Genomic DNA, 26,933 nt, shown 5'->3' with positions numbered 1-26,933 from the left:
TATACGCGACCTGCAAACTGTAAGAAAAGTAGTGCAGCATGCCGAAGCCATTTACCATTTTGCAGCCCAGGTAGCTGTTACCACTTCTGTAGACCTGCCCATTAACGATTTTTATATCAATGCGAAAGGCATTATAAACTTGTTAGAGGCCATCAGAGCGCAAGATAACACCGCCTTTGGTGTTTACGTCTACAAATAAAGTGTACGGCAGCCTCGAAGATCTGAAGTTTGTACAGAACGAAACTCGTTACAATCCATTAGGTGAGAACATACTGGCGCACGGCATCAGCGAGAAAAGGCATCTCGACTTCCACAGCCCCTACGATTGCTCCAAAGGTGCCGCCCACCAGTTCGTCATAGACTACGCCCGCACCTATAACCTGCCAGCTGTGGTCTTCCGGATGAGCTGCATTTACAGTCCGCATCAGTACGGAAACGAGGACCAGGGCTGGCTAGCACACTTTGCCATTAGAGCCATGGAAGATAAGCCGATTAATATTTATGGCGAAGTAAAGCAGGTGCGCGATATCCTGTTTGTAGAAGACCTGGTGGATGCGTTCCTGCTGGCGCAGCAGCATATGCCCGAAATTATAGTCCAGGCTTTCAATATCGGTGGGGGCGTACACAATACGGTAAGCCTGCTGGAACTGCTGCAACTCATAGGCGAATACAAAGGCGAAGAGGTGCCGCTCTTTTTCGGCGACTGGCGGCCAGGAGACCAGCATTATTATGTATCCGATACGCGAAAGTTTCGTAAAGCTACCCGCTGGCAAAAGGCGATGGTTTTGACGAGGAGGCGGAACAGTTTATGAAGGTAGCAAAAGTATTAGACAAAATTTACAGAAGATAACAGCATATGGAAGTACAACACCCATCCAAAATTTTAATGACGGCAGATACCATGGGCGGTGTCTGGACCTATGCCATAGAATTAAGTAAAGCCCTTAGTTCTTTTGGCGTTCATGTAGATTTGGCTACTATGGGCGCTCCCTTAAACGAGGAGCAGCACCAGGAAGTAAGCGAAATCAGAAACCTGACCGTGCACGAAAGCAACTTCAAGCTCGAGTGGATGGACAACCCCTGGGAAGACCTGGCCAAAGCAGGGGAGTGGCTGCTACAACTGAACGAGGAAATTAAGCCAGACCTTATTCACCTGAACAACATGGCCCACGGAAACCTGAGCTGGGGGAAGCCGGTGGTAGTGGTAGTGCATTCGTGTGTGCTCTCGTGGTGGAGAGCCGTTAAGGGGGAAGAGGCCCCAAAGGAATGGGAAACATACCTCGAAACCGTTAAAGCCGGCCTGCACGCAGCCGATATGGTGGTAGCGCCCACGCAATCTATGCTGCACCAGGCCGAAGAGCTGTACGGGCCATTTAAGCAGCGCACCGTCATCTACAACGGCCGCGGTCAGCAACTCTTCCAGTATGCCAGTAAAGAGCCTTTTGTGTTCAGCATGGGCCGCGTATGGGACGAAGCCAAAAACATAGGTATGCTAGCTCATATCGCCTCCGATCTGCAATGGCCGGTGTACATTGCCGGTGATGACAAACACCCGATTACCGGAGAAACCATTGAGCTGGAGAATGTTCATTTTCTGGGGCAGTTGTCGCCAAAAGAAGTGACGCAGTGGCTCGCCAGAGCTTCTGTTTATGCTTTGCCAGCTAAATACGAGCCTTTTGGTTTAACTATTCTGGAGGCTGCCATGTCGGGTTGTGCCTTGGTTATTGGCAAAACCGATAGCCTGGTCGAAATATGGGGAAACGCCGCAAAATACGTTAACCCGCAAAGTGCCGACGATCTGCGCGATACGATTAACCACCTGATTGAGGATGAGTTTACCAGAAACATCATGTCGTGCCGCTCCATGAAGCGCTCCTACGGCTACGCTTCCGAGCACATGGCCCAGGACTACAGCAACATTTACCGCCAGCTACTCCGGTTTAAACTGCCAGAGATAGCTTAGGGGCTTCGCCAAATTATAAATTCAAAATCAGAAATGATGACAAATATGCTGTAATGGCCCTTATAGAAGCATTTTTATCCGTTTTTTTTAGGAGTTGCTGATTTGTTCTGACAGCTTTACTTAGTGCCGCAAGTGCTGTTGTGCTGTAGTAGCACTTAAATTATTCTAATGAAAACAGCCTTCCAAAACGTTTTCCTCTATTTCGGAGTCAAGGGTAGTGACTGTTTTCTTTCACTGATGTACAATGTTGAAGAAGTTTTTCTGGTGTGCAGGTGAAACAGGCTGGGAAGACCCTTGGCGAGATTCTGATGATTTCCTTTCGGAAGGCTGTTTTCATTAGAATAATTCATTTGTGTAGCGGCTGCCTCTTGTTATTAACTGATGGTACGCACTAAGGATATTCTGATAAGTTTTATACTTCCAGCTTAACTAATCTAATTACTTTGCTGGCCCTGTACCAGTAGTTCAGAGCACAAATCCCAGTTCTTGGGTTGAGCGCCTTTGCAGGTTTCCGATGCCGGAGGCAGCCTGAGCGCGAGCGAAGGCAGGAAAGATGCAGCAGCGCGATGCCCAAGAACGAGGCCCCGTTGTCATAGGGCCCCTTCCCCAGCCGCGAGCGCTAAGACTTTTCCTATAGAACAAAATAGATTGAGGGCACCGGATGAAGCTGTTACCAAATGTAGTAGAACCAAATTAAAGATTCCAAATACCAGAAGGTGCGTAACATCAGTTATTAATTACGGCAAGCAGCAACAGAGCTAGCACATTTGCCAGGTGCACAGTTTGGAAATAGACTGTTTGAGCGTTCAGTGAGTGGGGGAAGGGCCCCTCGGTTTCTATCTTCTTGAAACTTTACTTATTTTGCTAACTGCCCAATACGCCGGCAACACCGCAACGGCATAACAAGTTACCAGGCATGGGAGTAACAGCTGGCTCAAGAACATACTAATTTTTTACTTACTATTTATAATACAATGTCCACTAAAATAGAAGCCTGGAAAACCCTGAAATCTGAAATGGTTTTTGAGCACAGATGGTATAAACTGCGCCGCGACCATGTAGAGCTGCCGAACGGGCTTGAACTCGACGATTATTTTGTAAGTGTCCGGCCAAATGTGGTGGTAACTTTTCCGCTTACAGCCGATAACAAAGTTATATTTGTTCGGCAGTATAAGCATGCGGCCGGTGAAATCCTGATTGAGTTACCTGCCGGCGTAATTGACGAAGGAGAAGACGTTCCCATGGAGGCAGCCAAACGGGAACTGCTTGAGGAAACAGGGTATGCCTCCGAAAATGCCGAACTTTTGCTGGAAGTAATTGACAATCCGACCAAAGACACAAACAAAATCTACTATTTTTTACAGCGCAATGTGGTAAAAGTGGCAGAGCAGAACCTCGATGTTTCAGAAAACATTGAAGTACTCACTATACCGTTAGAGGAGGTAGAGGCAAAAATTATGGCTGGCGAAATAAAAGTATCCGGCACGGTGGCCTTGTGTATGCTGGCGCTCCGTAAGCTCGATAAAGAAAAGCAAAGGATTTAGAATGGTATAGTTTGAGATTGCTCTTATAAGGAGTAGGGAAAAGGTATACCCGTAAATTTTGGCAGTGCATCTTCAGGAGCTGTAGCAGAAGAGGCCAGCCTTTGTTAAATCAAATTAACAAACGTTCGTTAAAACCGTACAAAATTTTGCGGGCAGGCTGGGTGTGCTTTTTACACGATATGCTGCAGATTTCTGCTCCTTTTCACTATCATCAAACCTTTATTTCCTGGGTCTGCATACACATATGAAGCTGGAAGACGAAATAGGAATGCATACATTCAGAAGCCCTTTCCAGAAAGCTTATCTGAATATACTTTTCACAGGCAATTGGCTCGAAGCGCGGGTAGAAAGCTTGATCAAACCTTTTGGCATTTCGCCGGAGCAATACAATGTTCTCCGGATTTTGAGGGGCCAGCAGGGCAAACCTATTAACCTGTTCGAGGTGCAGGAGCGTATGCTGAGCCGTATGTCGAACGCGACCCGGCTGGTGGAGAAGCTGCGCCTGAAAGAACTTGTAACACGGGAGGTTTGTGTGCATAACCGCCGGAAAGTTGAAATCAGTATTACCCCAAAAGGGCTCCGCCTGCTCGATAAACTCGACCCACTGGTGGAGGAGCAGGAGAAATTACTGTTCGAGCACATCGAAGCTACTGATGTAGAATCGCTTAGCCAGGTGCTGGACAAATTAAGAGGCGATTGAATTAACTACCACGCCTGCTATTCCTTTCTAGTTGAGCCTGTCGGGGCTGGCCAGCAATTTGGCGGTTTCGTCGCTTACACGCTCTTTTGTTACTTCACAAATTCCTCTCAAGCCAAGCCACACTTTTGGCTGATCATATTTCTGGGTTTGTTTAATAGTGGCATACTGCATCAGGTGTGCCCAACTGCCTCCCTTGGCGATGCCTTTAATAGAGGTCATTTCAGCCACATTGCCAACCGCATCATAAATTTGAAGCTTGTTGGGCCTGTTAGCTGTCAACGGCCGGTGGTTGTCGAAAAAGATTGGCGTGTGGTGCGGCTGGAAAAAACCATACCGGAACCCCTTTCCAAAGCTGTTGATGCAATTAAAATTAGGATACGGGTTATACCGGAGATGGTATTTTAGCTCCTTTCGAAGTTCAGGGCGCGCATATCCGAGGCTATCGATTATCTGATGATTCGGATTTACAGAGGTGAAAAAGTTTTTTACCTTAAGTCCATAGGGGTAAGTTTCAGGATCAAGACCACCGGCAGCAGCTTTTTCCCATTCTTCTACGCTGGGCAGGCGCCAGGTAAATATTACCTTGTAGCGCTCTTTTACATTTCGTTGGGTAAGGGAGCGGTTATTGTATTTATTGTAGCTTTCGGTGGAAACAACAGAGCGCCAACTGCTAAATGCGACTGCCTGCTCATAAGTTATGCCCACCACCGGGTAATACCGGAACCTGATGGAGCGGAGGTAGTTTTTTTTCAGGTTGCCGGTGTTGTCCACGCTATCCCAGAGGCTGGTATCTGGCAGCGCCTGCAGGTAGGCTTCCCTGGTTGAGTCGCGCTTCAGAGCATGCAGGTACCCGTTCCAATGCATGTTGGTTATTTCGGCTCTGTCTACAAACAGGTTTTTCTCCAGGTAAACGGTGCCTGGCGGAGTGGGCAGAGCTGTTTTAGGCATGTCGGTGGAGGCAGCGGCAGGAAAAAGCAAAAAAAGCGTATAAATTAATTCCTGTATCATATAGTAGCAACCAATAACGAGCCAACAAAATTGCCTTTAAGCCGGTAAAACTAGTACCTAAGTTAAAAAATATAGAATACTATTGCTACATGAAGAATAGTTTACCGGCCTTAAAGTCTCCATCTTCACCTTTCGTAATTCTGAAGGGCACAGCCATCTGCTACCGGCATTAAATATTTTATGTACCATTAATTCCATTTCAGGATGTTTTGCCAAATAAAGGAACCTGTTTCGAAATTAGCTTCTGAATTATTCAAATAAAAACAGCCTCCAGAAGGTTTTGCATCCGAATTTTGCCAAGGGTTTACCCGACATATTTAAGACGAAGGTATTTAGTTGGAGTTAAAAAATAATAAAACTGCTGAAGTTTAGCAGATGCCTTGCCTCGAAAGGTGGTGCATTACGATTTTTGATCAGTGTAAAAAATAGCTGCAGGTTCAAGCATATACCAGAGAAATAATACCGTGCTTAGTTAGCCTTATGCTATTGGTAGTGTGCCGACAACTGAAATGGGTTACTTTTTGCGTCACCACGCAAATTATTCGAATGAAAATACCCTTCCAAAGCCAAAAAAGAGAATTAGTGTTAACCCCTCTTATTCTTTTGTTGCTGCAGCTTAACCTGCTGTTGCCAGGAACGTTAGAAGAAAGTGATATCAAACATACTTTTCAATTCCGTTAAAATGGAAAATTTATAGATTGGGTTTCGGGAAGTTTTGTCGCAGTTTATACTTTGGCAGATGTCCGCGGAATCAATCTACCTACAACTAATTAGCAGCAGATAACGAAAGCAACATGGAACAGGGTCAGACAACTTTACTTAAAGACTACTCTCAGGAAGAGAAAGCAGCTTATTTCGGTGCCTTGGCGACCATGGCCTCCGCAGATGGCAAAACCACCGAAGAGGAACTGGAGTTTTTGCAAATGATGGGCGAAGCAGCCGAGTTGCCACCCAATGTACAGCAGGAAGTCGTGCAGATTGCACAGAATCCTACCATTATAGATCTGAGACAATGTTTGGATGTGCTGAAGAAAAGCCAGTTACGCTTTTCGTTTATCACCGATCTTATAAGCTTTGCCAAATCAGATGGCTTGTACTCGGCCGATGAGCAGAAGCGGATCGAGCAAATGGCCGCTTACCTCGAGATAAACCAAAAACAGTTCAGCGTGCTCGATCAGTTTGTAAACAAAGCCGATGAGGCAAAGGCGCGGGGAGAAGACCCTACCTCTTCCTCGTTTCTAAACAAAAGTGGCTTTGGCGACATGTTTAAGAACGCTGGCATTTCGCCCGGAATGGTGCAAGGCATGTTAGGCATACTGGCACCCATGGTTATTGCTGGCATGATGAGCGGAGGCCGCAGGCGGGGAGGCATGATGGGCGGTGGCTTGTTAGGCAGCCTGCTTGGTGGAGGCATGATGGGAGGCGGAATGATGGGTGGCGGCAGAGGAGCCGGAGGCATGGTTGGCGCAGGCGGGCTTGGTTCTATTTTGTCGGTGCTTGGTGGTTTAAACGGCAGGCGTGGCTATGGCAACATGGGTGGCGGCGGCTTGGGTGGTTTACTCGGTGGTATATTGGGCGGTGGCCGGAGAGGCGGTGGCACAGGCTGGTAGTTCGTAAAGTCTGCCATATCTGACTCATAAAGGTGCTTCTTCGAAATTAAAACTAAAATTATTCTGGCACATTCGCCACTTTCTGAGCCTGTTGCAGCTTTGCTGTAACAGGCTCTTTTCAACAGATAAAGTATATAATAGAATGGTAGCAGATAAAAAGGTCTATGCCTTTATTCACCATGAATTTGTTCCGTTAACTGAGGCCTACCTGCACATCAGCGATCTGGCCATACAACGCGGCTACGGTATTTTCGATTACTTCTGGATACAGCGCGGGCAGCCGCTCTTTTTTGAAGATTACCTGGACCGCTTCTATCAGTCAGCTGGTTTAATGCAGTTGCCGGTGCCACTGGAGCGGAGAGCTCTCCGCGAAAAAGCGCTGGAGCTCATCCGGCTCAACAACTTTCCACTTTCCGGCATGAAGCTGCTTCTTACCGGCGGTTACTCCGAAAGCGGTTATGAACCCGGCACTCCAAACCTGGTGCTAATAGAGCAGGCAGTAGCGTATCCTGAACAAGAGAACGTGGAAAAGGGTATTAAAATCATAACGCATGAGTACCAGCGCGAACTACCAGCCGCTAAAACCATAAACTACAACATGGGCATCAGGCTTATAGGTCAGATCAAGGAAAAAGGAGCGCAGGATGTGCTGTATCATCAAAACGGAATTGTAACAGAGTTTCCGCGCAGTAACTTCTTTATTGTGAAGCAGGACAATACCATTGCAACGCCTGCACGGGAGGTGCTAAAGGGAATAACCCGAAAAAATGTGCTCGACCTGGCAGCAGCAACCTATGCCACTGAAGAAGGCAATATAACTTTTGAGGACGTGCAACAGGCAAAGGAGGCATTTCAGACCAGCACCACAAAACGCATTGTACCAATTGTGCAAATAAATGATACCCTTATCGGTACCGGAAAACCGGGTTCTGTTACCCTGGCTTTGCTGCAGCAACTGGAAGCCCTGGAGCAGCAGTATATCGATCAGACTAAGTAGGTCTTTACTGCGCCGTATTAAAAATTTCATATTGCCAAGGTAGTGCCAAATATCGGGTTAGGGCAATAAGAATTTTCCAGCACATCAGGTTTAGAAGTTTTCCGCTTTTGTAAAAAGCAAGTTCAGGTAGAGTATGGAAAAAGCAGCCAGTTTTTATTTTCACGGATCTCTTAACGACTTTTTGCCTACTTGTTCTAAAAACAAGCCAGTGCCGTATGGCTTTTCAGGAGCACCTGCCGTGAAAGATGCCATTGAGGCTATTGGCGTGCCGCATCCGGAGGTAAATGGTATTTTGGTTAATGGTGAACCCGTTGATTTCAGTTACCGGCTGCAGCCTGCCGATCGTGTTGAGGTTTATCCGGCTGGGACAGTAAAGCAGTGGCTGGAGCATGATGCAGTGCAGGCCCCTTTACCGGTTACTCCAGCATTTATTCTGGACGTTCACCTGGGGAAGCTATCTAAAAGTTTACGTTTACTGGGCTTCGACACGCTCTACCAAAACGACTATACTGACGGTGCCATTGCACAACTGGCCAGCGAGCAACATCGGATTGTGCTCACCCGCGATGTCGGGTTGCTTAAATACAAAAGCATAAAGTGGGGGTACTGGCTGCGGTCGCAGCACCTGGAGGAGCAATTAACAGAGGTACTATCGTATTTTCGGTTAGCGTCAAAATTCAACGCTTTTAGCCGCTGCCTCATTTGCAATAGCCCCATTGCACCTGTTCCGAAGGCAACGGTGCTGACACAGCTTCCACCCAAAACAATGCTCTGTTTCGATGAGTTTTATCAATGCCCTACCTGCCAGCGTGTTTATTGGAAGGGTTCACACTATGAGCGCATGCAGGAATTTATAGAAAGGCTAAAACAAGATTAAACCTAGATATTGAAAAATTAAAGCTTTGCTAGGTGCAGGTAGCTTATATTAAGCTGGTTGACGATCGAGATTGCGTATCTGGTTTTTGTAGGCACCAGGCAATATAATAGCTTTCAGTAACCAGTCTAACTGTAATTTTCGGCTGAGTTTGTAGACAACTAAAACTGGTGCGAGAAGGGGAACTGAATTAAAACCAAGCAGCTTTTTTACCTGTTGCGGTACAACCATTTTCTGACCTTCCAGCAGGAGCAGGTACCGAACAAAACCCAGGTGCTTGCGGTACTGACGGTATAAGTCGGTGGTGTAATGGCTCTTTTGCAGGTCTTGTTGCAGGTGCACCTTCCGCATTACCTGCCACTGCTCAAAAGTAACTGGTAGCTCTTTCAGGCCCATGCGTTGGCCAACTCTGTTGAAAACCTCAAAAACTTCTGTTTTCTCCTCTAAACTCAGATTTCGTTGCAGCACTTCATAGGCCCTGATAGAGTAGTCGATTAGCATAAAGAGCACATCCCGGTAAGCCCAGTCTGGGATCGTCTGCCCTCGTTTTGCCTCTACACCGGCATGTATTTTTGCCATTTGATCGATGGTTGTCAGTGCAGCGTCTTCCTCAGAAAACACGATTTGGCGTGCATAAGCCACTGTAGAGAAAAGCCTGCCAAGCGGATCGGCTGGCAACCTGCCAGTAAAATAAAGCCAGTCTACTGCTTTGTTTAAGGCAAATTCAGCAGCAGAACCGGCAAAAATAAACAGTATTGTGTCTCCGTTTCCCCAGATCTTTCGGACAATAGAATTTTCGCGGACAAAATTGCTCATAGGTGTATAACACAAGCGGTCGCTATAATGTCCCGAAACGGCTTAAAATTTGGGTTGGATTAGTAGCCATGCGTGAGGAGGCGCTAGGAAAATTTAAACGAACGATTTGATGCAGCTTTAAATACCTTTATCTAAAACATATTGCTTAGACCCTTGGCAAAAAAATGATAGAAAACCTTCTGAAGGCTGTTTTCATTTGAATAATTTAACCTTAGAGTAGCGAAATTATTTTTTCCTCCATTTCTGTAGCCACTCCGGGTACTCTTTGGCAAACGATTCGGCTGGCCAGGTGCCGTACCAGGCATAGCCAATCCGCCGCTCATTTTCTATTTCGGCCAGGCTGTTTTTCTTAACACCGTCGCGCCCAGAAAAAAATGGTTTGTTTGTGTCGAAGTCGTAGAAGCGGGCCCATATTTCAGCGCCTTTTTCAGCTACGAATACCACATCGCGGCCGGATGCTTCTGCCGGTGCATCCATTCTTTTTCGGGTGTAGTCTTTTATTTTTACTTCATCGAACCAGGCCTTAGCTCCTGTTACGGCAGCTATAATTTCTGGAGTAGGATTCTCAACACCCATCAGGAACCGCACAATTTCGACACTCTCTGATAAGGCAATACCTGGAAGTTCGTAGGAGCGGGCTGTGGCAGGTTTCAGGGTTTTATGATCGTATTGCGCAGCCCAGGCTGTTAACTTTCCGTTTCGTTTTTGCTGCGTTTTCAGAATACAGGCTATACCACGTTCTTCTGCCTTTCCGGCTTGCTCCTTGTACTCAGAAAAGGCAGCCATAGCGCCGTTGCCTCGGTTTACGTCGCGCATCACCTTGAGCACATTCACCATGGCATGGTCGTTAAAGGTAACCTGCTGCCGGTAGTGGCTGGTGTCGGGGTAAAACTGAGGCCAGCCTCCGTTTGGGTACTGAGCCCGGAGCAGGTACTCTAGCCCTTTTTTAGCAGCGGTAAGGTAGCGACTGTTTTCAGTCTCTTTGTAGGCTTTAGCTAAGTGCCAGATCTCTTTGGAGGTAGCATTATTATCTATGGTAGCATCTTTGGAGGTAAAACCAGCCTTTAATGCATTTTTTTGTGCTGAAGTGAGTGTAACAGTATAGTTCACTGCTTTGTTATTAACAGCCTTTGGCCACCCACCCGATTCGCGCTGGTAGAGCAGCATGTTTTCTGCTACTGCATCGGTTTTTGCGGTGCCTTGCTGGTAATTTAAAGCAGTTGCATTACCGGTGCTTACGGTCCACAAATGCAGGCCCGCCCAGAGCAGTAGAAAAAAGAAAGTCCGGTTCATTTTCATTAGCAAATAACAAATTCAGTTAAAGGCTTAAGATAGCTTTAATGTACTGCTATGGCAACCTGAAATGCTCTTTTTTTTATAAAAATAAAACAAACATTTGTAAATTTATTTTTTGCTGTTTTGCTGCCAAGCAATAAATTATTGCCTCTTTTGCACGTTATTGGCTGCTCACCTGAATAAACTAAATAAGGCAACTGCTTGCTTACCAAATAAGCACCAGCACACAAAAAACATCGATTACCGGCAACGCCAAGCTGATCTCTGCTTTTTTGCCACAGGCCGTACCTTAAAACGCCTACCTGTAACAGCGCTGGCGAAGAGCTGACTGGCCAGTGCTGTTACAGGTTTTAAAGAGCAGGTTGCAGGAGCTGACTTGTTTCTGCAGCTATTTTTTTACAGCGATCAGCAGCTGGCTTATTTCAGGAGTTCCAGGGCTTCGGTGTTGCCTTGCTGCATTGCCAGGTCCAGGGCAGTTAAACCTCTAACATCGCGGATGGCGGTATCTGCGCCATAAGACAGCACCAGTTTCACAAGCTCGTTTCTTCCGAAAAGAGTGGCGAACATGAGGGCGGTACCACCATTCCCGTTTTGCAGGTTCAGGTCAGCGCCATGTTCAATAAGTAATTTTGCAATTTCGGGATAGCCTTTAAAGCAAACTCCCATCAGGGCGGTATTTCCACTTAAATCCTGCACGTTCGGGTCTGCTTTTGCCTCGAGCAGTAGTTTGGTTGCCTCCGGATGCCCATCGTAGCTGGCTAATATTAGCGGCGTAAAACCCTTCGCATTCTGAATGTTCAAGTCAGTTCCCTCTTCAATCTGTTGCTGCAGGTAGGCAACATCTCCTTTACGTGCTGCATCAAAAAGTAAGTCTTCGGGTTTTGTAGAGTAAAAGGTGTTCATGTAGCTCTTTATTAAATGTACGAAACGTGTTTAGCAAAGCATACGGAAACAAGCATGGTTGTGGCTATGAAAATGCCTATTACCCTTGGCGCAATTGAAGCCAAAATGCTTTGGAAGGGTATTTTTATTTGAATAATTGCTACTTGTTAAATGGCTTAATTCTTATTGGTTAAATGGTTAATCTACTGTTCGATTTAAATTTTCCGGAATTTAGGAAGCTTTGCACTGCTGTTGCGCTGCTTCGCTGCTAAACTCTTTTCAGATAGCGGCTACTGGTCTCTCAGACGCTTGCGCCAGCATGACTTTTAATTTCTAATTTTTAATTTGGAGGAGCAGTAGCCTCAGTCGCTAATAAAAATACCGATAACTTTTTCTACAAATGGAGTCGTAAGGTTAGAGGTTATGCCATCGATCATGGCTTTGCTCATGTGGTTAAAAACCGATTTCTGGTAATCGCGTGGAGCTTCTATGGGGCCTTTGCGTGGTTCCCGCCTGCCAGCAGGGTTGTTCGATTTAATAACTAAATTGTTAATAAGCCAGGAACCAGCATTCAGGAAAAAGCCAGGATTATCTTTATCGTCTTTTTTGAGCAGCTGAATTTTCAGGTCTTCGTACAGAAAATCGATGTTGCCTGTTGCCTCATGCTCGGTAGAGGTAACAGAGAAAGCAGCACCTGTCACCTGGCCATCTGTTACCCGCACTCCCATTATATTTTCCAGCAGCGGATTAAAATCTTTGAAATTCATCTGCTCCAACGTGCCATCGTAGGTGTAAAGGTCTTCGTGGTGATCGAGGTGAAATTTAAACGTAACCTCAAGCTTGCCAGCATCCATAAAATTGGTGGAACCATAGGCAGTGGTCACGTTATTGGCTGCAATACGTTCGTCATCGTTTGTCACGTTAAGTATCTCCAGCTTCAGGTCATTAAACACCACATAGCCTTCCTCCAGAGACTGAGGTGCAATTTCGGCATACGATAGCTTGGTGCGCTCCAGCAATACCGTGTCTACGGCCAGGTACTGATCTACCTGGCGCAGCATTTTTTGCAAAGTATAGGGCCTGCGGTTCGGGTCCTGGGTCAGGCGGTTGTCACGGTAAATGTTGGCTTCCACATCTTGTATCAGCAGTTTTTTTACCATAATATCCTGGTAATTATACAGTGCGTTCAGGTTAATGCCGAGCACTTTTACAGTTGGTACTGTTACGTCAAAACGATCGTCGGAGTAATCAAGCTTTTCGGTAAACGCCTCCTTATCGAACAGAGGAATCAGCCGGAGGCTATCGATGTAAATAGCCTGGTCGTTTAAAGAGGTTCTGATTTCTTTTACCTGTAACTGGTACAAACTATCGGGTAAGAAAACAGCATAGTCGCGTATAAGCAGGCCAATATCTTCTACATAAAACATATCTAGCGGGTCGCTGGCCTGCAGGTTAACCAACCTGAACTGCTCCAGCGCAAGAGATACGTGTTCCACCGTCTGGCTACGCAGCAGCGTGTCCTGCAATATGTTAAACCTGAAGGTGCCATCGGTGATGTTGATGTTCCGCACTCTGAAGGCATCTACCATTTTGTTCAGGCGATCGGTAGCCGCTTCAGCCTCCGCAGCATCGGTTTCGGTGGCGGCAATGTGCTGGTCTTGTAAGATGCCCACTTCCGGTTCGTTCAGCCTGATTTCGGACATGGTGTACCGGCCTGTTTCGTAGGCGCGAATAAGGTCGAGGCCTGTTATTTTAAAGTGCTCCGCCGAAAGATCGAATAGATTCCGGTTAGCCAATTCCCTGTTTTCCTGCTTCAGCCTTTTGTGTACCTCTTTATCAGAAACAAGGTTTATAGAGCGGGCCACCAGTTCCTGGCTTTGGCTGGAGTACTGCATGCTGCCCAGTTTTAAGGTATATAGGCTGTCGGGGGAACGGTAGGTGTAATCGCTGGCCGACAGCAGCAGCTCCTTTAGAGGCAGTCGGTCGTCTATGGCATCTACAATAGCAGGTGTCAGGTAGAGGCCTTTTATAGCGGCAGAGGCGTGTTCGAGTACCTGTGTGCGGGTTACCTCGTTTTGCTGGTTGCGGTACGTAAAGGTGCCATCGTCGAGGCGTAGGCTGTTAACCGATATTTCATTCAGAACCCCGAACAGAAAATTGGTGTCGTCTTGGGCTGTTTCTGTGGGTGGCGGTGTGGCTATGGTGTTGTTCTGCAAAATGGTCAGTTCGGGCTGGCTCAGTATCAGTTGGTCTATTTGCAGGTTGCCGGTGTTATAAGCGCGCACTATGTCGAGGCCGGTTATATGCAGCTGCCTGGCCTCCACATCGAACAGGCGGGTCTGCGCTTTGCCGATAGTACGCAGTTGGTTGTTTTGTTCCTGGTCGGAGCGGACTTCTAAAATTCGGGCCGTGAGCTCCTGACGGCGGGTTGAGTACCGGAGGCTGGCGAGCTTAAACGTGTGCGGATTATCAGGCAGTTGAAACGTATAATCTGTGGCCGCCACTACGATGTCGTTTATCGGTATTTCCTGGTCAGTATTAAAAATATAAGCAGAGTCAATTTTAAAGCCTGAAGCTACCACAGAGGCATGCTCCAGTCGCTGCGACGGCTTCATGCGCTTATCTTTGGTATGAAGACTAAACGTGGCATTCTGCAGGCTAAGCTCGCCCAATTGCAGTTCAGTTATAAAGGCGGCCATCTGGTGGTAATTTTCCTGAAGCAGCTTTTTCGGATCTTCGGTTTCTATCTCCAGGTCATCTATCAGGTGTATGTCCGGGCTTTCGAGCCGGATGCTGCCAATGGCGAGTTTCTTTGTTTTAAAGGCTTTTATAAGATCTATGCGGGAAATGAGCAGCTTTGGCGATGTCAGGTTATACAGCACCGGTTGCGCCTGGCCACTTTTTTTAAGTTTATCGTTTTTTCTCCAGTCGGCGGCAACATGCAGGTTGGTCGCTTTTATGGCATTTTGGCTGGTGGTTAGCTGCAGGTTTTGCGCCTGAAGTATGTAAGGGCTCTGCGGATGCTGAAAGCAGTAGTTTTTGGCAGTTACCGCTACGTCGTCAGCAAAAAAGTTTTGACGGGGCGAGAAAACTGTGGCCGAATCTACCTGAATGTTTTGTATAGCCAGTGTTATAGCGTCGAGCTGATGGGTGGTGTACACCTCGTTCTGCTGCTCGCGTATTTCCAGCCGGGCCTCTGTTATTTTAAACTCATCTAAGGTGAACTGCCGGAGAAAAGGGGAAACCTCCTGGTACAACCCTGCCAGATCCAGCGAATCGGAAGAGGGTTGTACACCCAGGTTTTGCAGCAAGGCGGCAGTAGCTTGCTCCAGGTGCACCTGTTTTACCTGCAGTTGTCTGGTACGATAAGCCTCTACGGCATCGAAACCGGTAATTGCCAGGAGCGGCAGCTGCAGATCGAGTAGTGTAGGGTATGCTTTGCCTGCAGGCAGGCTAAGGTTTCTGGTGTTATCGGAGCGAACGCGTGTATTCTTCAGCGTAAACTCACCTTGCGCAGACGAGTAATCTAAAGCGCCAAAGGTTAAAAAATAAACGCTATCCGGCGACTGGTATTCAAAATCTCTTATTTGCAGCTGCACATCATCGGCTTTAAACATGCGGGCAAAATCCGGCTGATCAAGCGAGTCGAGTTGCAGGTCTTTTACCCGCAGGGTAATGTTGTTTACCTGGTGCTGCACTACATTAGGGTTAGGCAGATTCACATGCCTCACAGTTGCCCCCGGAATATGTATTTTACCGATACGCACTGTTTGTAGCATGTCAGCCAACTCGTTATCAGAGGCTTTTTCGATCGTGTCTGGGGGTATGGTTTCGTCGTAGAGCAGCGTTACCTCCGGATGATGGAGCAGAATAGTGCCTATTTTAAGTTGCTTTGCGAGGAGCAGATGCAGCAACCTGATACCGGTTACCTTTAAGCTGGGTGTCTGGACCTGTACAAGTACCTGTTGGGCATCTCCTGCCAGCTTCAGCTGCCGGTGCCGGGCAGTATCGGGGCCGAACTGCAGTTCCTCTACAGTAAGCGAGCCGGCCAGCAGGTTTAGTTGTAGTTTCGTGAAGTCGATGGCATACAGGCCATCGGTGTTTTCAACTACCTGTTTTTTTACAAAACGCTCTACATAAGGTTCCAGTAAGGTTAATAACAGAACAGACACCACCAGCACCAACACCACCACGCTGCCGAATAGTATTCCTGAAATTTTAAGAATTTTTCTGCCCAGGCTGGTGCGAGCTGGTTTTGACATGGATTTAAGTTCGGGTGTAAAACAATGGGCATTCAGGAAGCCTGATTTTGAGTTTGTTTACGGGCAAGTACAATGTTTTGACTAAAAGAAATTGAATAAAACAGCCCCGGATGCATAAAAAAGCCGCTCAAACCCATAGGTAGGAGCGGCTTTTAGTACTGTACTGGTAGTTATCGCTGCGGCTGTTGTTAGCGCGCCTAGAGCTTACCAGATTCTGATACGGTCTTCCGGTTTTTTGTAGAGCTTGTCTCCCGGTTTCACATTAAAGGCTTCGTACCAGGCATCCATGTTTACAGGTGCACCAATGGTTCTGTATTCACCTGGTGAGTGCGTATCTGTCAGAATCATTTGGGCAGCTGTTTCAGGAAGCACATTGCCTCTCCAAACCTGCGCCCACGACAGGAAGAAACGCTGATCTGGTGTAAAGCCATCGATCTTTTTCTTCGATTTGCCTTGCTTGGTCATTTTAAAGGCTTCGTAAGCAGAAGCAAGGCCACCCAGGTCGCCGATGTTCTCGCCTAGTGTCAGTTTTCCGTTTACATGAATGGTGTCTAACACGGTGTAGGCATCATACTGCTCCTGCAGGGCTTTGGCTTTCTCCTGGAATTTGGCGCGGTCTTCGGCTGTCCACCAGTTGCGCAATGTGCCGTCTTTGTCGTACTGGCTGCCAGAGTCGTCGAAGCCATGCGAAATTTCGTGACCGATAACGGCTCCGATACCGCCATAGTTTACAGCGTCATCAGCATTCGGGTCGAAGAACGGGAACTGCAGAATACCAGCCGGGAACACGATCTCGTTCATTACCGGGCTGTAATAGGCATTAACTGTAGGAGGAGTCATGCCCCACTTGGTTCTGTCTACGGGTTTGCCAAGCTGGTTTACCATATCGGTGTAGCCCCATTGGCCGGCGTTGCGCACGTTCTGGAAAAAGGTACCACGGTTAATAGACAGGCCATCGTAGGTTTTCCATTTGGTCGGGTAACCAACTTTAGGCGTAAAGGCATGCAGCTTGGCAAGTGCTTTCTCCTTGGTTTCAGGGCTCATCCAATCCAGTTTATTTATCCTGATTTCGTAAGCTTTAATCAGGTTGGCGATCAACTCATCCATGCGGGCTTTTGCCTCTGGTTTAAAGTGCTTCTGCACATACAGTTGCCCCAGCAGTTCACCAATCGTGTTGTCGGTGAGCGACGACATGCGCTGCCAGCGTGGCGTCTGTACTTTCTGGCCCGTTAGTACCTGCGAGTAAGCAAAGTTGGCGGCTGCGAAGTCGGAGCTCAGGTAGGGTGCCGCAGATTTGAGCACGTTCCATTGCAGGTATGTTTTCCAGTCGGCAACCGGAGTGGCAGTAAGCTGTGTGTTAAGCGCCTGAAAAAAGGCAGGAGAGTTCACCAGAATGGTATCCTGGCCGGTAACTTTCATTTTTGGCAGCAGCTGGCTCCAGTTCAGGTTAGGTGTTTGCTTGCTCAGGTCGGCAACCGAAAACTTGTTATAGGTTTTGTACGGGTCGCGCATCTCTACACGTGCCATCTGCGCCTCTGCCAGTTTCTGCTCTATGCTGAACACCGTTTCCGCATGTTGCTGTGCTGTGGCTTCCGGAACTCCTGTGAGGGTAAACAGGGTGGTGATGTAATTTTTTAAAGCTTCCTGGCTTTTAAGAGAGCGGGCATCATTTTTCAGGTAGTAATCGCGGTCAGGCAAAGTAGTGCCGCCCTGGCTCAGCTGTGGCACCATGTTCTCCACGTTTTTGCGGTCCTGGCCAACATAAAACCCAAACATAGGGGCACTGGCACCGGTGGTGCGCAGGTAGGCAACCTCCTGCAGCACGCCATTCAGATCGGTAATTTTGCTAATGCGCTCCAGGTCAGGCTTAATTGGGGTGTAGCCTAACTTATCGATGGCGGCACTATCCATGGCGGCGGCATAAAAATCGCCAACGCGCTTTTCAACAGATCCTGCGGGTGCGCTGGTGTTGGCAGCAGACTCAGCCAGGATAGTTTTTACGGCGTTAATGTTGAAATCGCGCAGCAGGTTAAAGCTTCCCCAACGGGTTTCTTTGGCAGGAACCGGGTTGCTCCTAATCCAGGCGCCGCTGGCGTAGGTGTAAAAGTCATCTCCTGGCTTCACGCTGGTATCCATGTTCGCCTTGTCGATGAAGGGTGTTTTCTTACTGTTTTTGGCACCAGACTGGGCCGTTGCCTCTAAAGAGCAAATAGTAGCAGCTCCGAGCAGAAAAAGGGTCACGTTTCGTTTCACGTTTACCTTACCCGCTTTAGCAGAAAGTAGATGCATAGATGTAGGTTTAATTTAGGTTTCTGAAAAAAGTAAAATTTAAAAAGACATTGCATGAACGCAGGCAATGCCGGTATCATAAAATTACTACTTATGTTTTAAAACAAACTAGAATTTACTGGCTAACTGCTGTTATAAACCGACTTAGAAGTGTAAACAGTTAAAAGTCAAATTTTTACAGATGGATGTTTTTTATGATTATTTGCTCCCTATTTACAATGAATATGGCCGCGAAAGTTCCCTTTTTTGTTAAGGAGATGTTTGAACATCGAATTTAGGGCATCGTTACAAAATGGGTGTATGGTACAGGCCAGGGTAAGGAGGGTGCGTATTATGCGTACCTCGTGCGGTAGAAGACACCAACTTTCCGACCATACGACTTGCCGGATCAATTTAATTTATGGTCATGCTTGCATCTGAATTATTTACTGATGTTACGCAGATAGATTATAAAAGGGATTTTAATTTTGGCTCTAACTTATTTAGCTGCTGCTTGATCCGGTGCCCTCAAGCAATATGGTTTCATAGTAAAAGTCTTAGCGCTCAAGGCCGCGGGGCCTCGTTTTTGGCCATCACCGCTGTGTTCCCTCCTTGCTCCGCTAAAGCTCCGCATGCCGCTAAGGCGGCACCGGATCTCACAAGGCGGCTCAAGCCAAAAACTGGAATTATTTTAATAAGTAAGGCTGTGGCGGGAGGCATCATACATTTTAAAACCCATTTAACATGTATCATTAAGCGCTGATCCAATGTAAGATTTTTAAAATAGGTAGCTTGTTGACATTTCTCACGTGCTGAATGCGTAACATCTGAATTATTTAAATGAAAATAGCCTCCAGAAGGTTTTTCATCAGAATTCTGCCAAGGGTATGTTTAGGGTTTTTTATGTGGCTGCACTTTTACCTGGTTACAAGAATACTGTATAAGCTAGAGGCTGCAACTAAACCTCTCAAAGTTCAATAATAGATTTGTTAAACTTCAGATGAAGGAAAATATTGGTGGCCTGTTACATTAAGTTTTGTAATCCTGATTTCAGGAGCTGTTTAGATTACTTTCCGGAAAGTAGCGAATATTATAAACATTAGAAGCCGATTTCGTTTATAGTAGTAGAGCAGGTGCACAACCTGCCAATCAGAAACAGAAAAAGATCAGACCTATGAAATCAGAAGAAAGCAAACCAGCCTCAGAGGTTGAAAAAGAAGGCGAAAACGTTACAGCCGGCCCCGGTAAGGAGAACGCAGCAGGAAACCCTGAGAAGGCAGCCGAAGAAAGCTCAGACTACCCGGGCAGCGACAAAGCCGACCTGGATGAAGTAAATAAAAAGGAAAGAATGACCGGCTACAACGAGCTGCCGGAACAAGAGAAAGTAGGGGAGTAAGCTCCATCAGCATAAAAAAAGGCAACTGTAGAGTTGCCTTTTTTTATGCTGACAGTTGGAAGCCCGAAATACAAATGGTAATCTAGGTTAGATGTACAACCTGATAAACAATGCTATTAAATACTGTGCTTCCCAGACTGGCAGGTCCTTATTTATATTGCCGCTAACCAAGATAACAGAGATTTTTCTGCTAACTGTTCAGGACAATGGCTTAGGCATAACCACCGATAAACGCGAATAAGTTTTTGAGCTGTTTAAACGGATGCAAGAACTTTTTCCCTACGGCTGCTACAGCGCCAGCAAGTTTGCCAGGTGCACCAAATGAAAATAGAAAAAACTAGCTGCTGCTGTCACAGCTAAACGAGCTACTATACGAACTTAGACTAAACACTAGAAGTCGCCATTGCTGATGGATCTCATCTACAAGATCCCAAAGGGATGACAGTGTGATTAGAACTGAACCAGAAATGAAATAGTGTTGATATAATTTAAAACAACCATTGAACAATCAGCAGTCAAAAATTAAATGTTTCTAATGAAATCAGCCTTCCAAAGGAAAACCATGCTGTTGGGGCTCAAGGGTGCGTTGCAGCATGCGAGCTTGGATAACCGGTCGTGCTGTTTCTAGCCTCCAATAAAGCGAATGGTGATGTGGCTGTCGGTGTTGCGGCCCTGGTCGTCGGTGCAGGAAATTTTAAAGTGGCCAGCTTTTTCAGGTTCAAAGAAAATCTTTTCGGTGGGTGATGCGGCTTTCAGAAATTTGTTGTTGATGTACCAGTACACCTGCTTTACTTCGTTGTGGGTGTTAGCGTGCAGCATGAGCTGCTGGTGCTCGTTGCGTTCTAAAATGTATTCCATTTCGGCGGTAGGTGAGGTAATAACGGGTGCAAACTCCTGGAAAATGCGGCTGCAGGCCGGGTTGTGCAGTGGCAGCTGCTGGTAGGGTATGTGCTCCGAATCGAAAAAGGTAAGAATCTCGGGGGCATAATTCGGGTACCATTTCTCTTCAAAACCCGCGTTGGGCTGGCAGCTGGTGCAGTAGGCCATCTTACCGTCGGCCGACACAGCCACACGTTTCAGGTGGGTACATTTGGCTACTGCTGAGATGCCCGGAATATACGTATCGGTGGTGTGGCTGGTGCAGAAACTGTTAACTGGTTTGCCGCTCTCTACGCACACGCTCCGGTAGCTAAGGCCTTTGGGTGCCGTAAACCAGGTTTCGGGGCTGTCGTAGTCGATGGTGTTAAACAGGTCGAAGAGCAGGGGAGTGGCAGAATCGGTGCCATTGAGCTCGGGCACGCCTTCGCCCGAAAAATTGCCAACCCACACGCCAATCGTATATTTTTTGTTATAGCCAATGCTCCAGGCATCTTTGCGGCCATAGGAGGTACCCGTTTTCCAGGCTATTTTTGGGAGGCGGGCGCTGTTGTGGGCATTGTGCGGCAGGTCGGGGCGCTTGAGCTGCGTCAGGATCTGGTTTACCATGTAGGCAGCCGCCGGCGATACCAGTGGTGTTTGTGCAGCACTCGTATCGGACTGGAGCCAGCGAATTGGGGTGTGCCTGCCCTGGTTGGCAAAGGTTGAAAACAGGTTCGTCAGCTCCTCCAGCTTCACACCGCAACCTCCTAAAATCAGCGACAAGCCCAGCTGGCTGCTCTCCTTCCTGATCTGCGAAAAGCCAGCCTGTGAGAGCTTCCGGATAAAGCGGTGCACCTCCAGCTCATCCAGCACCTTTACGGCCGGCACATTAAGCGAGGTAGCCAGGGCTTGTTCTATGGTAATGTTGCCGCTATAGTTGCCAAAGTAGTTTTCGGGCCGGTAACCGGCATAGTCTATCGGCACATCGTTTATAACTGTTTTAGGCGTAATCAGGCCGACGTCGAAGGCGGTGGCATAGAGGTAAGGCTTCAGGGTGCTGCCTGGGGAACGGATGGCCCGAACACCGTCTACTTGTCCGCCGTGAGCTGCATCGGTAAAATCGGCAGAGCCCAGGTAGGCTTCTACAGCATGTGTCTGGTTATTTAAAACAAGTACCGAAGCATTGTGTATGTTTTTGTGCCGCAGCTGCTGCAGGTAGTTATAGGCCAGCTTCTCCACCTTTTCCTGCGCCTGCCGGTTAAGGGTGGTGTTAATAATGGCCTGGTGCCGGTACTGCCGGTGCATGCGATAGGCAAAATGCGGTGCCACCCGTGGTGCCTCCTGCCGGGTAGCCTCCAGCGGCTCTGCCAGCGCATCCTCAATTTCTCTCTCCGGAAATGCCTGTTCCTGGCGGTAATACTCCAGCCATTTATTCCGGAAGGCCACAATCCGCTGGTTCTGCACCCCAATACGCAACGAGGATGGTTTGTTCGGTATCACGGCCAGCGTTACTGCCTGTGCCAGGCTCAACTGTTTCGGCGACTGATGAAAGTAGAGTACCGAAGCCGCTTTAACTCCTTCTATGTTACCGCCAAAAGGCACCAGGTTGAAATACAATAGCAAAATTTCGTCTTTGCTGTAGTGCCATTCCAGCTGCAGCGCCCTATACAGTTCGGTAAGTTTATGCCAGTATGTTCGCTCTTTAGGGTACAGGAGCCTTGCCACCTGCATGGTAATGGTAGAGGCCCCTGATGTGGTTTTGCCGCGAATGGTGTTGTTAAGAAACGCCCTTACCAGCGCCACAGGGTTTAGGCCAGGGTGGTAGTAAAAATACCTGTCTTCTTTCAGGAGTACTGCCTTTTTCAGAACCGGGTTTACCTCCTCTTGTTCCAGCTGCATACGCCATTTATCGTCGGGGCTCAGAAAAGCGTTAATCACGCTGCCATCTGAAGCGGTGATAACCGGCGAATAAGCAAGTTGCACTTGTAGCGGGAAAAGGAAATTCAGTAAAGCAAAACTAAGGGAACAGCCAAGCAGCAGCAGCAGCAAAACCAAGGCTACCTTCGCTCGCCTGCCAGGCAAGTGAGGCTTCCGGAAAGGCTTTCGTAATGTTAGTAGCTGCACCTTTAGTTAGTTAAGAGTTAAAAGTTAAAAGTTATGAGTTATGAGTTTTAGGATGTGGAGGACTGTATTTGCCTATTTCCAGTTGAAAAACATGTTTTAACTTAATAACTGATGTTACGCATACTGAGTATTGTCCCCCTTTGAAGGGGGTTGGGGGATGACTTACACATGTGATCAATTATTTTCAAATTGCAGAAGCATCAAGTTCATTGCCCACGTTTTTGCTAGTAAGCTTAACATCCCCCTAGCCCCTTCAAAGGGGGACTTTTTTCTTCTGTAGTATAATAGTGCGTAACATCAGTTAATAATTATCCTAATGAAAAGGGCCTTCCGAAGGTTTTTTTGAGGAAATAGGAGCAAGGGTGATTTAGGAAATTGGGTTGATGTGCAGAAGGTGTTCAGTTTATTCTGATAACGCACATCATATACTGGATAGTTTATGACCAATACCTCTACTATAAAGATTAAAGAACGAAACAGAGACTACCTGACATAAAAAGTGCGTAGTCGGAAACTACGCACAGCAAAAAAAAGACTAAAGGAAAAATCTACAGATCTTCACATCCCTAAATCTACAAATCCTTTTATTTCCAAATCTTTAAATCGAACAATCAGTAAAAAACAACCAACTTCCTCAGGACTCTACTTTACCCATAACCATGAGTTGCTCCAGCGTTGGGTTTACGCTGCCGCCTGTAGGTTCGAGGGTAACGGCAAAGGCTTGTGCCGACGAGATGGCTTTCATCTGCTGCAGGTTCAGGGAGCGGTTTGTCTCCGAGAAAACACCTGCATCTACAGGGGTACCATTGTCCAGGGCCCAGAGCTGGTATTGTTTGCCGGCAGGTGCTGCTGGCAGGCGCATCTGGTCTATAAATACCTGGCTGTTTTCAGGGTTCCAGTAGAGCGTCATGTTTGCATCCGGGTGGGCATCAACGCCAGCTAGTTTAATTTGCTTGTAGTCGGGGTTCCGGAAAACAGAAAGTGCAATCTCCTGCTGCTCTAGCCGGAGCGATGCCGTTTCTACGTTTTGTGCTAACAGGCGCTCCGAGGCAATTACCTGCCCCAACCGCGACTCTGCATCCTGCCACTTGTTGTAGAAGTGCATGCTCAGTAACCCGGAAATCAGGAAAAGCGCAATGCTGGCTGCAAACATCCACTTATAAGGTGAACTCTCGCGCTCGGGGTAAAGAGGTATGGCCTGTTGTTCCACCTGCTCAGGTGCAGGCGAAAAAGGTAGCGAGGCAGTGTCTTTCTGCGCCCTTACCTGCGCCATAATGTTTTGCTTAAGTGCTGCTCTTGGAGCTCTTGCATATTGGCTGGCGTAGGTTTCCATGGTGGCGCAGGCTTCATCCAGGGCTGCGCGCACTTCAGCAGAGGCGGCAGCACGTGCCTCTACCTCCTCACGCTCTGTTGGCGTAAGTCCACCGGCTGCATAAAGCTCCAGCACACCAGATGCTATGTATTCTTCGTTATGCACGCCCTTTAAAAAATTTTGATAAATATTTAACAGCACTTCGTGCCCTTGTTTTTACCGTGCCAAGCGGTATCTGGAAGTTTTCTGCTATTTCGCTTTGTGTAAGACCTTCAAAATACATCAGGTCTATGATCTGTTTCTGTTCCGGCTGCAGCTTTTCTACCAACTCCCGTATGCCAATATGATCCGGATTCATGGCTTCGGTCGTAAATCCTGGCCGCGAGTCGGTTGGCAACTGCTCCGATGTATGACTTACGCGGTAGGCTTTAGACCGGATTTTATCGATGGCCAGGTTTCTGCAAATATTAATCATCCAGGTAAAAAGACGTCCTTTTTCTGCATCATAACTTGCAAACGAATTCCAGATTTTCAGAAAAGACTCCTGTAACACATCTTCTGCTATTTCTTCAACTTTCACAATCTGTACAATTACGCCAAAAAGGGTGGCACTGTACATGTCGTATAGTACCTCCATGGCCGCTTCGTCCTGCGAACGGAGTCGTTCTATCAGGGCTTCTTCACTTAGCTTTTTTTTGGACCGGTTGATCAATGAAACATTTGTTTTAACAGATGTGCCTTTTGCAAGGACTCCTAAAGTTATAGATATTTTTATTAATGTATACACTATAACTTATCAGGCGGTAGAAGGTTGTTCAGATTAGGAGTGTTACGAAAGTTTTTTTGAGACAGTAGGCAGGTTTCTGGCAAAGCGTAGAAATTGTAAGACAAAAAAAGAGCCACCTGAGGCAGCTCTTTTTTAGGGGAAATTTATTAACTCATTTTTATTATAGGAGACACTTGTAAAGCAAAAGGCGCAGTGCCTTTTAGTTGCCTTATAGTATGTAACAAGTATCTGGCTGTTTTGTTTATAGAGTTGTGGTTTCGCTGTGCTGCAAACCAGGAAGCAGCTTCGGTCGCTATTCGAACAACGACACAATAGTGGCCACCTGCTCTTTGGTTAGCGGCTCGTCGAAGGCTCCCGTGGCAATGGCTGCTGTGTAGCCACCTCCAAGCGTTTTAACATCGGTTACGCTGCCTTGCATTACATTATTTTCGCCGGCATACACGGGTTGTGCGCCTGCCGGTACGGTGCTGTTTTCGTGGTTTCCTTCTATCCAGCCTTTGTTACCGCGCATGCGCCTGATGTGGGCGGCGTGGCGTGCCTCAACTGAGTGTATCTGCAGGGCAGCCTGCAGCACGGTGTCGTTGCTCATGACGTTGGCAGCCTGGCCTTTGTAAGCCCGGACACCAGTGTCTTCGAAGGCCTGTGCCAGCGTCAGGAAGGTTTGGTAGTTTGTGTTCCAGTCGGCGAAGTTCTTGCCAAAGTTAAAGGTCGGCTCCGCTATGGGGGTGCCGTTAAGTTGCTGAATGGTTGCGATAAGCAGTGTTACGTGCGCCGCCTCGTGCCCTTGAATTTTCTGGATGGCGGCCCGGGCAGCAGGTTCCGTGATAAGGCCATTGGCAGCCAGGCCCTGCGTGTAGAAGTTCCGCTCGAGGTACTCCAGCTTCAGGGCAAAGTTAAGTACATCTACAATGCCGTTGGTGCTTTGGCCGTAAGCTTTGTTAAAAACAGAAGCCAGTGCCAGTGGTATAGCAGAGAGCGCGGCTTTTTTGCCGAAGCTGCCCATGTTCTTAAAAACATCCCGGCGCGAGTCGATGCGGGCATACACTTCTGAGTCGAGTTGTTCTATGTCTTTTATTATCTTGAATATGTTCATGGCCTGGAGCTGTTATTTTGGTAAATTGTTTGCAGATATTTTGGTTTTAATAAACGGAGCGGCTGCCTGTAGTACATCAGCGGGCATCATGGCCGGGTCCAGGCCCATAGTGTCGGCAGTATCGGAGAAGGTGCCGTTAGAGATCAGGTCGCGGATAATAGCGGCATGGCGCGCCTCTACCGAAACAATTTTACCAGCCATCGTCAGGAAACCGGCATTGTCGAGTAATTTGCCGGCACCATTGTAAGCGGCTACACCCAGGTCTTCGAAGGTTTTAGCGGTATTGAGTACGCTGTTTTTATCTGTAAAATTAATGGCTTCGAAATTAACCTCCAGGTTTGGAATGGCCTTGCTGCCTAGTTCTGCTTTCAGGAAATCGCGGTGAATCATTTCGTGGCCTTTCAGGTCCTGCATAATCTGCTGCTCGGTAGCGTTAAACAACCCCAGCGATTTTGCCACGACTTCGGTATAAAAGGCTGCTTCGAGTTGTTCCAGGGCGTAAGCGTAGTTCAGGATGCCCGTGTCGCCCGAGCCCAGGTCAACTGCGCCCGGGTCCATCATGGTGTTGTCATCGTCATCGTCGCAGGAGGTAGTGGTTAGAAGTAAAGTGGCTGCTGCTGCAGAGGCTCCTGCATATCTGAAGAACACGCGCCGTTGCATCGGGGTAACAAGTGCTTTTGCAACTTCTATTTCTTGCTGCTCAGGCTTTTTTACAGGTTTTTCCATAATTTTCGAGTTTATGATGTAAAGAATATACCACTGCAGCTTCACATCTTGCTGCCTGCAGTTCAGCGAGACCTACGGGCTTGCTGGCAGCCTTGGATTTAGGCAGTTGTAAATAAACTTCAAAAACAGGAAAAGCTCTGGCAGGCAACCAATTAATGGAGAGAAGTTGCAGCAGAATATTATTAACTGATGTTACGCACTAAGGATACTCAATTAAATTTTATACTCTCAACTCAACAAATTACTTTGCTGGCCCTGTACCAGTAGTCCAGAGCACAAATCCCCGTTCTTGGGTTGAGCGCCTTTGCAGGTTTCCGGTGCCGCAGGCAGCCTGAGCGCGAGCGAGTCTAAAAGGGGCCCCTGCACCCCTGGCAGGAAAGATGCAGCAGCGCGATGCCCGAGAACGGGGCCTCGCTA

20 protein-coding genes are annotated in these 26,933 nt (G+C 47.5%); 9 read left to right on the top strand and 11 right to left on the bottom strand.

All coding sequences use genetic code 11. From position 1 onward, the window contains the following. The first annotated feature begins 31 nt into the window (after positions 1-31). From FVR03_RS24735 to FVR03_RS12095, 5 genes are all read left to right on the top strand, one after another. Complete coding sequence (locus FVR03_RS24735; protein ID WP_255474193.1) at positions 32-199, top strand: GDP-mannose 4,6-dehydratase; 168 nt, start codon at positions 32-34, stop codon at positions 197-199. Beyond that, complete coding sequence (locus tag FVR03_RS12110) at positions 180-812, top strand: NAD-dependent epimerase/dehydratase family protein (RefSeq protein ID WP_222707219.1); 633 nt, start codon at positions 180-182, stop codon at positions 810-812. The genes FVR03_RS24735 and FVR03_RS12110 overlap by 20 nt, the downstream gene beginning before the upstream one ends. A gap of 44 nt (positions 813-856) precedes the next feature. Further along, entirely contained in the window at positions 857-1,963 is a 1,107-nt protein-coding gene (locus FVR03_RS12105) for a glycosyltransferase family 4 protein (RefSeq protein WP_255474192.1), read from the top strand. Positions 1,964-2,937: 974 nt separating this feature from the next. Then, the gene (locus tag FVR03_RS12100) at positions 2,938-3,507 is read left to right on the top strand and encodes an NUDIX hydrolase (protein WP_147922013.1); all 570 of its coding nucleotides are present in this window, start codon (positions 2,938-2,940) and stop codon (positions 3,505-3,507) included. Positions 3,508-3,751: 244 nt separating this feature from the next. Further along, positions 3,752-4,207, top strand: a complete 456-nt coding sequence (locus FVR03_RS12095; protein WP_147922012.1) for a MarR family winged helix-turn-helix transcriptional regulator — start codon at positions 3,752-3,754, stop codon at positions 4,205-4,207. 27 nt (positions 4,208-4,234) lie between these two features. On the opposite strand, the gene FVR03_RS12090 is transcribed toward FVR03_RS12095, so the two are convergent. Further along, the gene (locus FVR03_RS12090) at positions 4,235-5,215 is read right to left on the bottom strand and encodes an SUMF1/EgtB/PvdO family nonheme iron enzyme (protein WP_147922011.1); all 981 of its coding nucleotides are present in this window, start codon (positions 5,213-5,215) and stop codon (positions 4,235-4,237) included. A 794-nt stretch (positions 5,216-6,009) separates the two neighbouring features. Here FVR03_RS12090 and FVR03_RS12085 point away from each other — a divergent pair. From FVR03_RS12085 to FVR03_RS12075, 3 genes are all read left to right on the top strand, one after another. Next, positions 6,010-6,825 (top strand): tellurite resistance TerB family protein, encoded by an 816-nt coding sequence (locus tag FVR03_RS12085; protein ID WP_147922010.1) that lies wholly within the window; start codon positions 6,010-6,012, stop codon positions 6,823-6,825. 142 nt (positions 6,826-6,967) lie between these two features. Then, positions 6,968-7,822, top strand: coding sequence for an aminotransferase class IV (locus FVR03_RS12080; RefSeq protein WP_147922009.1), 855 nt, complete (start codon positions 6,968-6,970; stop codon positions 7,820-7,822). Between the two features lie 133 nt (positions 7,823-7,955). After that, positions 7,956-8,699, top strand: a complete 744-nt coding sequence (locus tag FVR03_RS12075; protein ID WP_147922008.1) for a Mut7-C RNAse domain-containing protein — start codon at positions 7,956-7,958, stop codon at positions 8,697-8,699. A gap of 48 nt (positions 8,700-8,747) precedes the next feature. On the opposite strand, the gene FVR03_RS12070 is transcribed toward FVR03_RS12075, so the two are convergent. The 5 genes from FVR03_RS12070 to FVR03_RS12050 all read right to left on the bottom strand — a co-directional run bounded on the left by FVR03_RS12070 (position 8,748) and on the right by FVR03_RS12050 (position 18,088). Further along, positions 8,748-9,512, bottom strand: a complete 765-nt coding sequence (locus FVR03_RS12070; RefSeq protein ID WP_147922007.1) for an oxygenase MpaB family protein — start codon at positions 9,510-9,512, stop codon at positions 8,748-8,750. Positions 9,513-9,737: 225 nt separating this feature from the next. After that, positions 9,738-10,805, bottom strand: coding sequence for a pectate lyase (pelA, locus tag FVR03_RS12065; protein ID WP_147922006.1), 1,068 nt, complete (start codon positions 10,803-10,805; stop codon positions 9,738-9,740). A gap of 420 nt (positions 10,806-11,225) precedes the next feature. Beyond that, positions 11,226-11,711 carry an ankyrin repeat domain-containing protein gene (locus FVR03_RS12060; protein WP_147922005.1) on the bottom strand — a complete coding sequence of 162 codons (486 nt, stop codon included), beginning with the start codon at positions 11,709-11,711 and terminating at the stop codon, positions 11,226-11,228. 341 nt (positions 11,712-12,052) lie between these two features. Next, positions 12,053-15,952, bottom strand: coding sequence for a hypothetical protein (locus FVR03_RS12055; RefSeq protein WP_147922004.1), 3,900 nt, complete (start codon positions 15,950-15,952; stop codon positions 12,053-12,055). A 204-nt stretch (positions 15,953-16,156) separates the two neighbouring features. Then, on the bottom strand, positions 16,157-18,088 hold the full coding sequence (locus FVR03_RS12050; RefSeq protein ID WP_222707220.1) for a M13 family metallopeptidase: 1,932 nt from the start codon (positions 18,086-18,088) through the stop codon (positions 16,157-16,159). 1,306 nt (positions 18,089-19,394) lie between these two features. Here FVR03_RS12050 and FVR03_RS12045 point away from each other — a divergent pair. Then, a complete protein-coding gene (locus FVR03_RS12045) occupies positions 19,395-19,616 on the top strand; it encodes a hypothetical protein (protein WP_147922002.1) in 222 nt (73 codons plus the stop codon). 624 nt (positions 19,617-20,240) lie between these two features. Here the strand turns inward: FVR03_RS12045 and pbpC are convergent. From pbpC to FVR03_RS12020, 5 genes are all read right to left on the bottom strand, one after another. Continuing rightward, the gene (pbpC, locus tag FVR03_RS12040) at positions 20,241-22,598 is read right to left on the bottom strand and encodes a penicillin-binding protein 1C (RefSeq protein ID WP_255474191.1); all 2,358 of its coding nucleotides are present in this window, start codon (positions 22,596-22,598) and stop codon (positions 20,241-20,243) included. A gap of 634 nt (positions 22,599-23,232) precedes the next feature. Beyond that, positions 23,233-24,075 (bottom strand): anti-sigma factor, encoded by an 843-nt coding sequence (locus FVR03_RS12035; RefSeq protein ID WP_147922001.1) that lies wholly within the window; start codon positions 24,073-24,075, stop codon positions 23,233-23,235. Beyond that, positions 24,068-24,622: an RNA polymerase sigma factor gene (locus FVR03_RS12030; protein ID WP_255474190.1), complete on the bottom strand. Its 555-nt coding sequence runs from the start codon at positions 24,620-24,622 to the stop codon at positions 24,068-24,070. The genes FVR03_RS12035 and FVR03_RS12030 overlap by 8 nt, the downstream gene beginning before the upstream one ends. A gap of 367 nt (positions 24,623-24,989) precedes the next feature. Continuing rightward, complete coding sequence (locus FVR03_RS12025) at positions 24,990-25,790, bottom strand: ferritin-like domain-containing protein (protein ID WP_147922000.1); 801 nt, start codon at positions 25,788-25,790, stop codon at positions 24,990-24,992. 12 nt (positions 25,791-25,802) lie between these two features. Then, positions 25,803-26,516: a ferritin-like domain-containing protein gene (locus FVR03_RS12020; RefSeq protein ID WP_255474189.1), complete on the bottom strand. Its 714-nt coding sequence runs from the start codon at positions 26,514-26,516 to the stop codon at positions 25,803-25,805. Positions 26,517-26,933: the final 417 nt, after the last annotated feature.

Origin of the sequence: Pontibacter qinzhouensis, from assembly GCF_008017455.1 — a bacterium.
Classification (GTDB): domain Bacteria; phylum Bacteroidota; class Bacteroidia; order Cytophagales; family Hymenobacteraceae; genus Pontibacter; species Pontibacter qinzhouensis.
This window is presented reverse-complemented; position numbering and strand designations above follow the sequence as displayed.